Here is a 13,931-nt window from a genome sequence, read left to right as displayed (position 1 = left end):
CATGGGTGATAAAATGTAATGAGAACGATACCCAATTAGTTTTGTTTAAATTTGTTTCACCCTGACACAGGTTGACACAAGGCGGAGAAATGCAGGAAAACGCAACGATCCTGGTCGTAGACGACCATCCCGACATCCACGAACCGCTCGCCAGCTACCTCGGCCGCTACGGCTTCGCCGTCGTCGTCGCCGAGAACGGCAAGCAGATGCGCGCCCTGCTCGGCGAGCGCACGGTCGACCTGATCGTGCTCGACATCATGCTGCCCGGCGAGGACGGCCTGTCGCTGTGCCGTTTCGTCCGCGAGCACCTGGGCATCCCGGTGATCCTGCTGAGCGCGCTGGGTGAACCGTCGGACCGCATCGCCGGCCTCGAGATCGGCGCCGACGACTACGTCGTCAAGCCCTTCGACCCGCGCGAACTGGTCGCCCGGATCAAGGGTGTGCTTCGCCGCACCCGGCCGCCGGTCGCCGCGGAATCGCTGATCGCCCGGACCTGCTACCGCTTCGCCAGCTGGGTCATGGACATCGACAAGCGCGAGGTGCGCAGCCAGCACGACGGCCGACCGCTCGAACTCGGCAACGCCGAGTTCCGCCTGCTCCAGGCGCTGGTCGAGAACCCGCACACCGTGCTCAACCGCGAGCGCCTGCTCGACCTGACCAGCCGCCAGGACAGCAGCGTCTTCGACCGCAGCATCGACAGCCAGATCAGCCGCCTGCGCCGCAAGCTCGGCGACGACGCGCGCAATCCGCAGTTGCTGCGCACCGTCTGGGGCGACGGCTACATCTTCACCGGCGACGTCCTGCGCAGCCCGGCATGACTCGGCGCCGGCTGTCGCTGACGACGCAGCTGATCGGCCTGCTGGTCTGCGGGCTGCTAGCGACCAACCTGATCGCGATGCTGGTCGACGACAAGACCTACGGCGACATACCGCCGCTCGAGAAGAAGCAGGCGATCGAACGCCTGACGGTCGCCTGGCGGCTCCTCGAAAAATGCGCCGGCTGCGACATCGACGCCCTGCTCGACGGCCTCAACCACGGCCAGGCCAGCTTCGCGCTGCTTGCCGCCAACCCGCTCGCCGAGCACACGATGAATGCCGGCGAGGCGGCGCTGGCGGCGCAGATCGAGCGCAGCGGCGGCATCCCGGAAAACTCCGTCCGGATTCGCCAAAGCTGGCAGCACGCCTGGCCGCTGACCTCGCTGGCCGAGGCCGACAGCGAGCTGACCGCGGTGCTGCGCCGGGGCGACCGCTGGCTGACGGCGACGCAGCGGACAAGCGTGTTCAACCGCTGGTGGCGGCCGCTGCTGTTCGCGCTGCCGGCCAGCGTGCTGCCGGTGCTGCTGCTCGTCGCCGTGTTCGCCCGCCGCCTGCTGCGCCCGCTCGGCGAACTCGAGGCTGCCGCCAGCCGGATCAGCCAGGGCCAGGCGATCGCGCCGCTGGCAGCGCGCGGCCCGCGCGAAATCCACTCGCTGATCGAGGCCTTCAACAGCATGCAGGACAGCCTGGCCCGCCACATCCGCGACAAGACCCACATGCTCGCCGCGATCAGCCACGACCTGCGCACGCCGATCACCTCGCTGCGCCTGCGCGCCGAACTGCTCGCCGACGGCCCCGACAAGGCCGGCATCATCCGCACCCTGCTCCAGCTGCAGGGCATGGTCGACGAGGTGCTGACCTTCCTGCGCGACGACGCCGCGTCGGAAGCCCGCCGCCACCTCGACCTGTCGCTGCTGCTCGCCGGCATCGCCGCCCAGCGCCGGCAGATGCGCCAGCCGGTGGACTTCTTGGGGCCGCTGAAATGCCCGTTCACCGGTTATCCGCTGGCCCTGACCCGGGCCGTCGACAACCTGCTCGACAACGCCCTGCGCTACGGCAGCCGGGCCGAGCTCTCGCTGCAGATCGCCGACGGCCACCTGCGCATCGGCGTTACCGACGACGGACCCGGCATCCCCGACGAGTGGCGCGAGCGCGTCTTCGAGCCGTTCGTGCGCATCGACCGCGAACGCAGCAGCAGCCACGGCGTCGGGCTTGGCCTGAGCATCGTCCGCGCCTGCGTGCAGCGGCACGGCGGCACGATCACGCTGAGCAACCGCCCCGGCGGCGGCCTCGACGCCGGCATCACACTGCCGTTGACGGTCGACGCCCCGGCACCATGAAAAATGGCTTTCCCGCGGGAAAGCCATCGTCGCTGCGTCGCTGCTGCCGGTTCAGAACAGCCAGGCGAGATTGACGCCGAGGAACAGCGCCGCCGGCGCCAGGTAGCGGATCTGCCGCGGCGCGTAGCTGAGCAGCAGGCCGATGGCCACTGCCGCCAGGCTGAGGAAGCCGAGCCAGGCAGTGATGCCGACCGAGACGCCATAGCGCTGCAGGGCCGGCGCCAGCGCCCCGGCGAGCAGCGCCCAGCCGGCGATCGCCGCGCCGAGACGGGGCAGCGCGCCGGGCACGACGCCGAAGACCTGCTTGGCGTGCCGCTCCATGCTCAGGCAGAGGGCGCCGAAGCCGGCGAAGGCGGTGGTGAAGATCAGGATGTTCATCGTGACTCCCGGACGATTCAGGTCGATTCGGCGGCCAGCTCGGCCGGCTCGTCGGTGTTGGCCTTGGCGCCCTTGCGGTCGGGCCTCGGCACGTGGTGATGGACGCGGTTGGCGGTGAACAACAGGGCCGCCGCGGTGGCCAGCGCCACCAGGTCGAAGCTGGCCACCTGCCAGTGCCCGGAGAACAGGCTGCGGGCCAGGTGGGCGCCGCCGCTGAGGCCGTTGAGCACGGGCAGCAGCAGGTAGAGTGCGGCGCCGGCCGCCAGCTGCTCGATCCAGGCCCGCTTGTGCGGCCGCAGCGCGGCATGCACCAGGGTCAGCCCCCAGATCGCGAAGAAGGCAAAAATCTCCTGATTGTTACGGTCGACCGCGTCGGCGGGGATAAAACGGTTGGCCCAGAAATAGCCGGCGATGGCGATCATCAGCCCGGCCACGGCGGCGACGTTCATCACCTCGACGAAGCGGTGGCCGCGCGGCAGCCGGCCGAGCGCGGCGCGCTCCTTCTGCCGCGATACCAGCCAGAGGACGAGGCCGCTGGCGATCATCAGCGCACCGATCACGCCCGACAGGAAGAGCAGCCAGCGCACCGCCGGGGTGGCGAAGCGGCCTTCGTGCACGACGATGAAGACGTTCCAGATCGAGCGCGTCGTCGATGGCGGACGCGCCGCCGGCAACTCGAGCGCCTCGCCGGTGACACCGTTGAACAGCATCCGCTCGGCGCCGCCGCGCGCCGTCAGCTTGTCGCCGAAGGCCTGGCGGATCTCGACGGTGGCGCGGGCGCTGCCGGGATTGCTGACGGTGATGCTGCCGACGCCGAGTTCCGGCCATTGCTGCAGCGCCTGCTGGTAAAGCGGACGCAGGTCGGTCAGCGTGCTCCGGCCGCTGCCGCCGCTGCGCGCCTGGGCCGGCTGGCCCTGGCCGCCCATCGCAGCGCCGCGCACTTCCTGGTTGAAGGCGCGGCGGTCGCCGTTGTAGGCCGCATCGGCGGCCCAGGGCATCAGCTGCATGGCGAGCAGGAGCAGGCCGGAAAAGGTGATCAGGATGTGGAAGGGCAAGGAGAGCACGCCGCTGGCGTTGTGGCCGTCGAGCCAGGAGCGCTTGCCCCTGGCCGGCCGGAAGGTGAAGAAATCCTTGAAGATGTTGCGGTGGACGATGACGCCGGTGATGATCGCGATGAACATCAGCATCGTCGCGGCGCCGACGATCCAGCGCCCCCAGACGCGGTCGATGCCGTGCAGCTCGAAATGGAAGCGGTAGAGGAAGTTGCCGCCGGCGGTGCTGCGCGGTTCGAGCACGCTGCCGCTGGCCGGGTCCATGACCAGGCGCTTGACGCCCTGGTTGCGCTCCTGGCCGCCGCCCTGCGCCTGCGCCGGGCGCGCCTCGCCGCGGGCGCCGGCGCTGGCCGCCGCCGGCCGCTCGCCGGCGACCTCGCCGAGGCCTTCGCCGTCGCCGCCGCGGGCCCGCTCGCCGCCGCGGCCACCTTCGCCGCCGCGCGCCGCCTCGCCTGCCCGGCCGCCTTCACCGCCGCGGCCGCCGGCCGTCGCCTCCCGATAGGACAGGCCGACCACCGGGCTGCGCGGCCCCGGCGGCGCGATCGTCCATTGCTGCGCCTGGGCACCCTTCTCGGCAAGCACGCCGACCGCCTTCGGCAGCCAGTCGTCGGCGGCCGCCGCGGCGTGCAGCTCGGGCTGCATCCACAGCGTGATCTCGTTGCGGAAATAGGACAGCGCGCCGGTCACATACACGGCGAAGAGCAGCCAGCCCATCACCAGCCCGGTCCAGGTATGGACCCAGGACATCGACTGGCGGAAATAGCGCGGTTTGTCGAATCTCATGCGCCCGCTCCCTGCGGCAGCAGCGCCAGCCAGGCGCCGAGGATCGCTGCCGGCAAGGCCAGACCGGCGAAGGCGCGGGCCAGCGTCGCCGCGGCAAAGACCCAGAGCACCGCCAGCAGATAGACGACGAAGGCCAGCATCATTGCCGCCATCACCGCATCGACCCGCGGCAGCGGCAGGACCAGCGCCAAGGTTGCCGCCGCCAGCGCCGCCAGGCCGTAGCCGGCGAAGATGGCGAGCAGGCAGCGCAGCGCGGTGTTGAGTCGGGGCCGGTGATCGGCGAAGAAGACGAAATGCAGCGACGAAGCCATGGCAGCCTCCAATGAATGGCAATGAGAGTTATTCTCGACTTGAAATGTGCAAGAAAATTGACGTTGACCGTGACATTTCTCCAAAGCCCGTCGTCAGTCCGCTTTCTGCCAGCCGCCGCCGAGCGCCTTGCTCAGGTCGATCGCCGCCTGCAGCCGCGACAGGCGCAGCGTGACCAGCTGGTCGCGGGCGGAAAACACCGTGCGCTGTGCCTCGAGCACCGTCAGCAGGTCGCCGACGCCTTCGCGGTAGCGCAGTTCGGCCAGCGCCAGCGTTCGCGCCGCCTGGTCGAGCACCGCCTGCTGGGCGGCTTCCTGGCGCGCCGTCTTGGCGGCGTTGCCGAGGCCGTCATCGACTTCCTTCAACGCGCTGCGCACGGCCTTGCCGTAGTTGATCACCTGCACCGCCCGCTGCGAACGGGCGCTCTCGGTCTGCAGGCGCAGGCGGCCGCCGTCGAAGATGTTCTGGGCCAGCGACAGGGCCAGCGTGACGCTGCGCGTCGGATTGGCGAGATCGGCAAGTACGGCACTGCCGAGGCTGCCCGAGGCCGACAGCGAGGCGCTCGGCAGCAGCGCGGCGCGGGCCGCGGCGACGTTGGCGTCGTTGGCGGCCAGCGTTGCTTCGGCAGCGGCGATGTCGGGGCGGCGCAAGAGCAGCGTCGCCGGCAGTTCTGGGGCGATCGCCGGGATCTGCAGTGCCGCCAGATCCTCGTCGGCAAAGGCGGCCTCCTGCGGCAGCTGGCCGAGCAGCAGCGCCAGCGCCGAATGCAGCTGGCGCACCTGGACCGCCAGCGGGATCAGCGCCGCCTGTTGCGCAAGCACCGTGGTCCGCTGCTGCGAGACTTCGAGCGGCGTCGCCACGCCATTGGCGAAACGCGCCTCGACGATGGCCAGGATGCGCTGCGCCACCGCCAGGTTGTCCTCGCCGATGCGCAGCCGCTGGGCCGCGGCCAGGGCCTGGAAATAGCCGCTGGCGACGCTGCCGAGCAGCGTCAGCCGGGCCGTTTCGTAGTCGTAGCGAGTGGCCTTCAGCGTCTGCTCGCCGGCGGCGACGCTGGCTGCGATACGGCCCCAGAGGTCGAGCTCGTAGCTGAGGGAAAGACCGAGGCTGCTCGATTCGCTGCGCGTGGTCGGCTCGCCGTCCGGCGTCCGCCGGCTCTGCGAAGTGCCGGCGCTGCTGCCGAGATTCGGCAGGCGGGCGGCGCTGCTGATGCCGAGGGCGATCTCGGCCTGGCGGATGCGTTCGGCGGCGATCAGCAGATCCGGGCTGTCCTTGAGCGCCAGCCCGACCAGCCGGTCGAGCTCGGCCGAGCCGAAGGCGGTCCACCAGTCGGCCGCGAGCGGCGCCGGGGCGACGGCCGGGGCCGGGCTCTCGCGCCACTGGGCCGGCAGCAGCAGGCGCGGCAGCGACGACGGCTCGACGATGGCGCAACCGCCCAGGAGCAAGCCGAAAATTGCCGCCGCTAACGGTCGACCGTGAAATTTTGCGTTTTTTGCGTACATGCGTTTTTTCCTACTCGGAAGCCAGCGCAACGACCGGATCGAGGCTGGCCGCCTTGCGCGCCGGCAGGTAGCCGAAGACCAGCCCGGTGGCGAACGAACAACCGAAGGCGAGCAGCACCGGCAGCAGCGAATACTGGATCGGCGTGCCGAAGGCGGCGATGATCGCCGCCGTGCCCAGGCCGCAGGCGACGCCGATGACACCGCCGAGCGCCGAGACGACCAGCGCCTCGATCAGGAACTGCTGCAGGATGTTGCGGGTGCGCGCGCCGGTCGCCATGCGGATGCCGATCTCGCGGGTGCGCTCGGTGACGCTGACGAGCATGATGTTCATCACGCCGATGCCGCCGACCAGCAGCGAGATCGCCGCGATCGAGCCGAGCAGGATGGTCATCGTGTTCTGCGTCTCGGTTGCCGCATCGATGATCGAGGCCATGTTGCGGATCTGGAAATCGACGGTGCCGTGGCGGGCGGTGAGCAGCGACTCGACCTCGGCCTGGGTCTGGTCGATGCGCCCGACATCGTCCACCGCCACCGTCACGTTGCGCAGGAAGCGCTGGCCGGAAAGCCGCAGCTGGCTGGTCTGGTAAGGCACCAGGACGACGTCGTCCTGGTCCTGGCCGTTGGGCGAGGCACCGCGTCCGCTCATGACGCCGATCACCTGGAAGATCAGGTTGTTGACCAGCACGTACTCGCCGAGCGGCGAGCGGCCATCGCGGAACAGCCCGCGGGCGACGGTCTGGCCGAGCACGGCGACGGTGGCGTAGGCGGCCTCGTCTTCCTCGGTGAAGAAGGTGCCCTCGGCGACCGGCCACTGGCGCGCCAGCGGGAACTTGGCCGAGGTGCCGATGATGTTGGTCGAGTAGTCGGACTCCTCGTGCCGCAGCGTCGCGCTGCTTTCCTGCTCGGGCACCGCGGCAAGCACGTTGGCCACTTCCTTGTCGATCGCCTGGACGTCGCCGAGGACCAGCGTCGAGGTATTGCGGAAACCGCGCTGGTTGGGCGCGCCGGGACGGACCAGGAGCAGGTTCGAGCCCATCGCGCTGATCCGGTCGAGGACCTGCTGCTTGGCGCCGTCGCCGATCGCCAGCATGGCGATCACCGAGGCGACGCCGATGACGATGCCGAGCAGCGTCAGCACCGAGCGGAAAATGTTGGCACGCAGCGCGCGCAAGGCGCTTTTCGCCGATTCGTAGAGGTCGGCCATGCCGCTGCCGCCTGCGTCGCCATGCGCCGGCGCCGGCGGCAGGCGCACCTCGGCCGGCGGCTGCGGGCCGCTGTCGGCGGTGACGTGGCCGTCGCGCAGCTCGATCACCCGCGCGGCGTGCGCCGCGACTTCCTGCGCATGGGTGATCAGGATCACCGTGTGGCCGGCCTCGGACAAATCCTTGAGCAGGCGCATGACGTCGGCGCCGCTCTTGCTGTCGAGCGCGCCGGTCGGCTCGTCGGCCAGGATAACGTGGCCGCCGTTCATCAGCGCACGAGCGATCGACACCCGCTGCTGCTGGCCGCCGGACAACTGATTCGGGCGGTGGTGGCCGCGCTCCGCGAGGCCGAGCACCGCGAGCAACTGGCTGGCGCGGCGGTGGCGCTCGGCCGGCGGCACGCCAGCATACATCGCCGGCACCTCGACGTTCTCGGCGGCGGTCGCGGTGGCGATCAGGTTGTAGCTCTGGAAGACGAAACCGAAGGCCTCGCGGCGCAGGCCGGCGAGCGCGTCGCGCTCGAGCCCGGAGACGTCGGTGCCACGGAACAGGTAGGCGCCGCTGCTCGGCCGGTCGAGACAGCCGAGGATGTTCATCAGCGTCGACTTGCCCGAGCCCGACGCACCGACGATGGCGACGAACTCGCCCTCGTGGATCGCCAGGTCGATGCCGTGCAGTACCTGGACCGCCAGCTCGCCGCTCTGGTAGGTCTTGGTGACGCCGCGCAGCTCGATCAGCGGCGTCGGCGTTTCCTTGCCGTCCATGTCAGCGGCCCCGCGGCGCGGCGCCGCCCGGCATGCCCGGCGGCATCTGCTGCTGCATCGCCGATTGCGGCTGACGGCTGGCGTCGCCGTTGCGCGCCTTCTCCGCCTCGCGCACGCCGGCGACGACCTTGTCACCGGCCTCGAGACCGGAAATCACCTGGGCATGGATACGGTTGCTGACGCCGACGACGATCTTGCGCTCCTCGATGCTGCCGTCGGGCAACATCACCTTGACCCGCGCCTCGCGCTGGCGGGTTTCAGCCGCCGCGGCGCCGCCACCGTTGCGGCGCGGCCCGCGCGGGGCGTCGCCGGCTTCGCCCGGCACCGCCTCGCGGCGATTGCGCCGCCCCTCGCCTTCCGCCCGCGCGGCCGGCGGTTCGCCCTCGGCCTGCGCCCGGCGCTGACCTCGCGCTTCGCCGCCTTCACCGGCAGCACCACCTTCGCGCGGCGCCCGCCGGCTTTCGCCTTCGGCGCCCGGCTGACGCTCGCCGCGACGGCCTTCGCCGGCCTCACCGGCTGCCACCGAACCTTCGCGGCGGTTGCGGCGGGCTTCGCCTTCCGGCTGGCCGGCCGGACGTTCGGCCTCGCCGGCCGGACGGTTGTTCCGGTTCTCCGGCCCGGCCCCGGCGGCGCGGCGCTGCCCCGGCACCTGGTTGAGCGCCGACATCGGAATGACCAGCACGTCGTGCACCTGGGCGACGACGAAGAAGACCTGGGCGGTCATCTGGGTCATCAGGCTGCCGCTGTCGTTGGGCACTTCAAAGAGGGCGTTGTAGAGGACGACGTTGTTGGTCACCGTCGGCGTCGGCTCGATCTTGGTCAGCTTGCCGTACCAGCGCCGGCCCTGGCCGCCGAGGGTCGTGAAATAGGCGTCCATGCCGACCCGGAGCTTGGCCACGTCGGCTTCGGAAACCTGGGTCTGGACGTTCATCACCGACAGGTCGGCGACGCGCATCAGCGTCGGCGCCTGCTGGTTGGTGTTCAGCGTCTGCCCCTTCTTGGCGGCGATGCTGACCACGGTGCCGGCCATCGGCGCGTAGATCCGGGTGTATTTCAGGTTCGCCTCCTCGACCCGCGTGCTCGCCCGCAACTGGTCGATCTGGGCGCGCAGCTGGGCCATCTGGGCGCGCATGTTGGCGGCCTCGGTCTCGGCGTTCTGGACGCTTTCCAGCGTCGTCGCCTCGGCGGCGAGCAGGTTGCGGTAGCGGGCCAGGTCGCGCTCGGCCTTGGCCAGGCTGAGGCGCTTCTGCTCGAGCTGCGCCTCGAGCGAGCGCATCTGGGCCAGGCTGGCGTCGACCTTGGCCGCCGACTGCTCGGCATCGATCTCGGCGAGCAGGTCGCCTTCCTTGACCGACTGGCCGACCTCGACGTGGATCATCTTCAGCTGCCCGGAAACCTGGGCGCCGACATCAACGTAATCGCGCGGCTGCAGGGCGCCGGTGGCGGCGACCAGGTCCTCGATGTCGCCCTTGCGCACCTCGACCCCGATCAGCTCCTTGCCGTCCTTGCCGCCCCGGCTCAGCGACCACGCCGCCAGCCCCAGCGCAAGCGCCGCGAGCACCACCAGCAGCCCGAGCACCGGCGGCGAAAAGCGGCTCAATGCCCGCTGCGCGAAATTGCCGGGACCGCCACGACCTTCCTTCTTATCCATACCACTCCGCTCACTGGAATACGATCAACGGGCGGCAAGTTAGCAATAAATTAAGGAAACAATTGGGATGCATTATCATTTGCAAATTGTTACGGTCCACCGTCTTCCCTTCATGAAAACCCCAACCACCGCCGGCGGCTGGCGCCGCCACCTGCACACGCTCGGCGTCAAGCTCTTCCTGGCGATCGCCGGCGCCAACATCGTCCTCGTCGTCGCCGCTTACCAGATCTACAGCGCCAGCTTCGACCGCGGCCTGGTCGAGTACCTGAACAAGGCCGACGAAGCCCGGCTGACGCCGCTGATCCAGCGCCTTGCCGACGGCTATCGCGAGCATGGCGACTGGACCTGGCTGAGCGAGGATCGCCAGCGCTGGCACGGGATGCTGCGCGAAGTCCTCGGCAACAGCCGCTTCCTGCGCCAGGGCGGCGGCGAGGCGCGGCCGCCGGAAGCGGGCCGGGCGGAACCGCCGCCGGCGCTGACCATCGATCCGCGCATGCTGCTGCTCGACGCCGGCGGCGGACTGCTGATCGGGCCGCCGGAAAAGCTCGAGCACGCCCAGCGCAAGCCGGTCGAGATCGGCGGCCGGGTGGTCGGCTACCTCGCCTACGTGCCGCGCCTGGCGATGCTCGAATCGCTCGAACAGCTGTTCCAGGAACAGCAGGCGCGGCGTTTCCTGGCCATCGCCATCGGCATGCTGGCCGCCGTGCTGATCAACGCGGCGCTGATCGCACACTGGCTGTCGCGCCGGCTCGGCGCCCTGCGCCACGGCGCCAACCGGCTGACCGCCGGCGACTACGGCACCCGCATCGCGGTCGTCGGCCACGACGAGTTCGCCGAACTGGCGACCGATTTCAACAACCTGGCGCGCGCCCTCGAAAGCGCCCGCCAGTCGCGCCAGCAGTGGATCGCCGACATCGCCCACGAATTGCGCACGCCACTGACGACGCTGCGCGCCGAAGTCGAGGCCCTGGAGGACGGCATCCGGCCGCTGACCCAGGCCGGCGTCGCTTCGCTGGCCCAGGAAATCGGCCGTCTCACCCGCCTCGTCGACGACCTGCACCTGCTCTCGCTGGCCGACCTCGGCGCCCTCAGCTACCGCTTCGCGCGCCTCGACCTCGACCGGCTGGTCGGCGACTGCCTCGACGCCAGCCGGCAGACGCTGGCCGAACACGCTCTGACGGTCGACCTGCATTTATCGGCAAAAACCGCCGTCCGCGGCGACGCGATCCGCCTGCGCCAGGTCCTCGACAACCTGCTGCAGAACACCCTGCGCTATACCGACGCCCCCGGCCGGCTGCGCATCGAACTCGACTGCGACGGCGAGCACGCCTGCCTGCGCTGGGAGGATTCCGCCCCGGGCGTCGCCGACGCGCACCTGGCCAGCCTCACCGAACGCCTCTACCGGGTCGACGAATCGCGCGCCCGCGCCAGCGGCGGCGCCGGCCTCGGCCTGGCCATCGCCAAGGCCATCGTGGACGCCCACGGCGGCCGCCTGAGCGCCAGCCACAGCCAGCTCGGCGGGCTGGCCTGGCGGATCGAGCTGCCGCTGGCGACGGAGGACGCCGCATGAGCGAGTGCATCCTGATCGTCGAAGACGAGGACAAGATCGCCGACATCCTGCGCGACTACCTGGTCCGCGACGGCTACCGGACACACCGGCTGCGCCGCGGCGACGAAGTCCTGCCCTGGCTGCGCAACAACCCGGCCGACCTCGTCCTGCTCGACCTGATGCTGCCGGCGACCTCCGGCTTCGACGTCTGCCGGGCGCTGCGCGCCTCCGGCACGGCGGCCAACGCGGCGATCATCATGACCACCGCCCGGGTCGACGAGAGCGACCGCCTGACCGGCCTCGAACTCGGCGCCGACGATTACATCTGCAAGCCCTTCAGCCCGCGCGAAGTGGTCGCCCGGGTCAAGGCCGTGCTCCGCCGGACGCGCCCGCGCCCCGCTGCGGCAGCCGGTCTCGAGCTCGACCTGGCGCGCTGGCAGGCCAGCTGGCAGGGGCGCGACCTCGGCCTGACGGCGATCGAGTTCAAGCTGCTCAAGCAGATGGTCGACCAGCCCGGGCGCATCTTCACCCGCGAACAGCTGATGGACGCGATGCACGGCGACGACCGCATCGTCGCCGACCGGACCGTGGACAGCCACATCAAGAAGATCCGCCGCAAGATCGCCGACCACGCCCCGGACGTCGAACTGATCCGCTCGGTCTACGGCATCGGCTACAAGTACGAGCCGGCGAACGCGGCCTGAGCGGGGCAGAATCCGGTTGAAAGCGCGGCCGAAAACGACGAAGATGCGCGCCCCGTTTTCATCGCCGATTGCAGACCATGGCCTTCAAAGACAGCACGCCGGAGTTCCGGATCATTGACCTCGACCAGATCGACCCCGACCCGGCGCACGTCCGCCGCCAGATCGGCGAGGAAGCCCTGGCCGGGCTGACCAACGCCGTGCGCAAGCTCGGGCTGATCCACCCGATCGTCGTCCGTCCCGGCGCCGCCGGCCGCTACGTCGTGATCGCCGGCGAACGGCGCCGGCAGGCGGCGATCCAGGCCGGCGAACAAGCCGTGCCGGCACTCGTCCGCCCGTGCACCGACGACGAGGCGCTGGAAGTCCGCGTCTTCGAGAACATCGGCCTTGGCGTCCGTTCGGCGCTCGAGGCGCGCGACATGGCCAGCGCCATCCAGACGCTCAGCGCCCGCTTCGCCAGCCCCGAGGAAGCCGCCGCCCATTTCGGCCGGGCCCCGACCTGGCTCGCCGAAGCCACCGCCGCCGCCCGCCTTTCGGGCAAGGTCAGCGCCCTGCTCGATGCCGGCAAGATCGCCAGCACCGGCGCCGCGGTCCGCATCGAAAAGCTCAGCCGCAAGGACGAAGCCAGGGCCGAACAGCTGATCGAGCAGATCGAGCGCCTGCCCGAAGGCGAGAAATTCTCGAAAAAGGCGATCGACGAGGTCTTCTCGGCCGCCGTCGGCCGCCCGGAAAAGCCGGCACCGGCAGCCGCGCCCGAAAGCGAACCGGTCGTCGCCGCGCCGGCAGCCGCAGTTGCAGAACCGCCGGCAGCAGCAGCGCCCGCCATCACGCCGCCCTGGGAAGCCGCACCGCCCCGCATCGCGGAAGAACGCCGGCAGATCGATACCGGCAAGGTCAAACGGGTCGCCGAACTGCTCGGCCTCGACGAGATCGACGAAGCGGCCATCCTGGCCCGGCTGATCGACGATTTCCTGGCTACCCGGCAAGCCTGACCGACAACAGCGCTTCGGCTAAGATGACGACGATGAAATCGACCTTGATCGCGATCCTCGCAGCAGCCGCCCTCGCCGCCTGCGCCTCGCCGTTTTCCGGCTGGCGCTGGGAAAAGCCCGGCGGCGACTACGACACCGACGTCGCCGCCTGCAAGACCGCCAGCTACGCCGACAGCAACGGCGCCCTGCCGACCAATGCCAGCGTCCGGCGGATGCAGTCGTGCATGGAAGGCAAAGGCTGGAAGAAAGTCGCGCGCTGAGCGCCGCGCCGGCCGGCTGCCGGAAATGACAAAGGGCAGCCCGAAGGGCTGCCCTTGACAATGAATTGGCGGAGTGGACGGGGCTCGAACCCGCGACCCCCGGCGTGACAGGCCGGTATTCTAACCAACTGAACTACCACTCCGCACTTGAACCTGTGCTTACTGCAAATTCTTGGCGTCCCCACGGGGATTCGAACCCCGGTACCTACCGTGAAAGGGTAGTGTCCTAGGCCTCTAGACGATGGGGACCCGGACTGCAAAAACCATTCGATTCGGTGCCTGGTGGAGGTAAGCGGGATCGAACCGCTGACCTCTTGCATGCCATGCAAGCGCTCTCCCAGCTGAGCTATACCCCCATACCGAGAGACAGCCGAACCTTTTTCCCGAATTGCCCGCGTTTGCGGTCAACCCGAAAAAAACCGGTAAAACCGGATTTCTTGAAACTGGCGGAGTGGACGGGGCTCGAACCCGCGACCCCCGGCGTGACAGGCCGGTATTCTAACCAACTGAACTACCACTCCGCACTTGAACCTGTGCTTACTGCAAATTCTTGGCGTCCCCACGGGGATTCGAACCCCGGTACCTACCGTGAAAGGGTAGTGTCCTAGGCCTCTAGACGATGGGGACCCGGAC

Annotated in this window: 12 protein-coding genes and 5 tRNA genes; 6 read left to right on the top strand and 11 right to left on the bottom strand. The window is 69.7% G+C overall.

What is annotated here, in order from left to right:
* The first annotated feature begins 89 nt into the window (after positions 1–89).
* Positions 90–818 (top strand): response regulator, encoded by a 729-nt coding sequence (locus DFR40_RS13265; RefSeq protein WP_121458977.1) that lies wholly within the window; start codon positions 90–92, stop codon positions 816–818.
* Entirely contained in the window at positions 815–2,155 is a 1,341-nt protein-coding gene (locus DFR40_RS13260; RefSeq protein WP_121458976.1) for an ATP-binding protein, read from the top strand. Before DFR40_RS13265 ends, DFR40_RS13260 begins: the two co-directional genes overlap by 4 nt.
* A 51-nt stretch (positions 2,156–2,206) precedes the next feature.
* Here DFR40_RS13260 and DFR40_RS13255 read toward each other — a convergent pair whose 3' ends face one another.
* The 6 genes from DFR40_RS13255 to DFR40_RS13230 all read right to left on the bottom strand — a co-directional run bounded on the left by DFR40_RS13255 (position 2,207) and on the right by DFR40_RS13230 (position 9,796).
* Positions 2,207–2,533, bottom strand: a complete 327-nt coding sequence (locus DFR40_RS13255) for a DUF3325 domain-containing protein (protein ID WP_121458975.1) — start codon at positions 2,531–2,533, stop codon at positions 2,207–2,209.
* 17 nt (positions 2,534–2,550) lie between these two features.
* Entirely contained in the window at positions 2,551–4,368 is a 1,818-nt protein-coding gene (locus DFR40_RS13250) for a PepSY-associated TM helix domain-containing protein (RefSeq protein WP_121458974.1), read from the bottom strand.
* Positions 4,365–4,679 carry an iron transporter gene (locus DFR40_RS13245; RefSeq protein ID WP_170160222.1) on the bottom strand — a complete coding sequence of 105 codons (315 nt, stop codon included), beginning with the start codon at positions 4,677–4,679 and terminating at the stop codon, positions 4,365–4,367. Before DFR40_RS13245 ends, DFR40_RS13250 begins: the two co-directional genes overlap by 4 nt.
* A 93-nt stretch (positions 4,680–4,772) precedes the next feature.
* Positions 4,773–6,179 carry an efflux transporter outer membrane subunit gene (locus DFR40_RS13240; RefSeq protein WP_121458973.1) on the bottom strand — a complete coding sequence of 469 codons (1,407 nt, stop codon included), beginning with the start codon at positions 6,177–6,179 and terminating at the stop codon, positions 4,773–4,775.
* A 10-nt stretch (positions 6,180–6,189) separates the two neighbouring features.
* Positions 6,190–8,145, bottom strand: coding sequence for a MacB family efflux pump subunit (locus tag DFR40_RS13235; RefSeq protein WP_121458972.1), 1,956 nt, complete (start codon positions 8,143–8,145; stop codon positions 6,190–6,192).
* Position 8,146: 1 nt separating this feature from the next.
* Positions 8,147–9,796 (bottom strand): efflux RND transporter periplasmic adaptor subunit, encoded by a 1,650-nt coding sequence (locus tag DFR40_RS13230; protein ID WP_121458971.1) that lies wholly within the window; start codon positions 9,794–9,796, stop codon positions 8,147–8,149.
* Positions 9,797–9,908: 112 nt separating this feature from the next.
* Between DFR40_RS13230 and DFR40_RS13225 the strand changes: the two genes are divergently transcribed.
* The 4 genes from DFR40_RS13225 to DFR40_RS13210 all read left to right on the top strand — a co-directional run bounded on the left by DFR40_RS13225 (position 9,909) and on the right by DFR40_RS13210 (position 13,298).
* Positions 9,909–11,366, top strand: a complete 1,458-nt coding sequence (locus DFR40_RS13225; protein WP_170160221.1) for an ATP-binding protein — start codon at positions 9,909–9,911, stop codon at positions 11,364–11,366.
* Entirely contained in the window at positions 11,363–12,049 is a 687-nt protein-coding gene (locus DFR40_RS13220) for a response regulator (protein WP_121458969.1), read from the top strand. The genes DFR40_RS13225 and DFR40_RS13220 overlap by 4 nt, the downstream gene beginning before the upstream one ends.
* A 77-nt stretch (positions 12,050–12,126) precedes the next feature.
* A complete protein-coding gene (locus DFR40_RS13215; RefSeq protein WP_121458968.1) occupies positions 12,127–13,038 on the top strand; it encodes a ParB/RepB/Spo0J family partition protein in 912 nt (303 codons plus the stop codon).
* Between the two features lie 32 nt (positions 13,039–13,070).
* Positions 13,071–13,298 carry a hypothetical protein gene (locus DFR40_RS13210; protein WP_121458967.1) on the top strand — a complete coding sequence of 76 codons (228 nt, stop codon included), beginning with the start codon at positions 13,071–13,073 and terminating at the stop codon, positions 13,296–13,298.
* 66 nt (positions 13,299–13,364) lie between these two features.
* Here DFR40_RS13210 and DFR40_RS13205 read toward each other — a convergent pair.
* The 5 genes from DFR40_RS13205 to DFR40_RS13185 form a co-directional block, all read right to left on the bottom strand.
* A tRNA-Asp gene (locus DFR40_RS13205) sits at positions 13,365–13,441 on the bottom strand.
* 30 nt (positions 13,442–13,471) lie between these two features.
* A tRNA-Glu gene (locus tag DFR40_RS13200) sits at positions 13,472–13,547 on the bottom strand.
* Positions 13,548–13,578: 31 nt separating this feature from the next.
* Positions 13,579–13,654 (bottom strand) — tRNA-Ala (locus tag DFR40_RS13195).
* Positions 13,655–13,742: 88 nt separating this feature from the next.
* Positions 13,743–13,819, bottom strand: a tRNA-Asp gene (locus DFR40_RS13190).
* 30 nt (positions 13,820–13,849) lie between these two features.
* Positions 13,850–13,925 (bottom strand) — tRNA-Glu (locus DFR40_RS13185).
* Positions 13,926–13,931 lie beyond the last annotated feature (6 nt).

The sequence above is a fragment of the Azonexus fungiphilus genome (assembly GCF_003634965.1).
Lineage (GTDB): Bacteria > Pseudomonadota > Gammaproteobacteria > Burkholderiales > Rhodocyclaceae > Azonexus > Azonexus fungiphilus.
The sequence above is the reverse complement of the archived record's forward strand: the minus strand, read 5'-3'. Positions and strand labels throughout refer to the sequence as shown.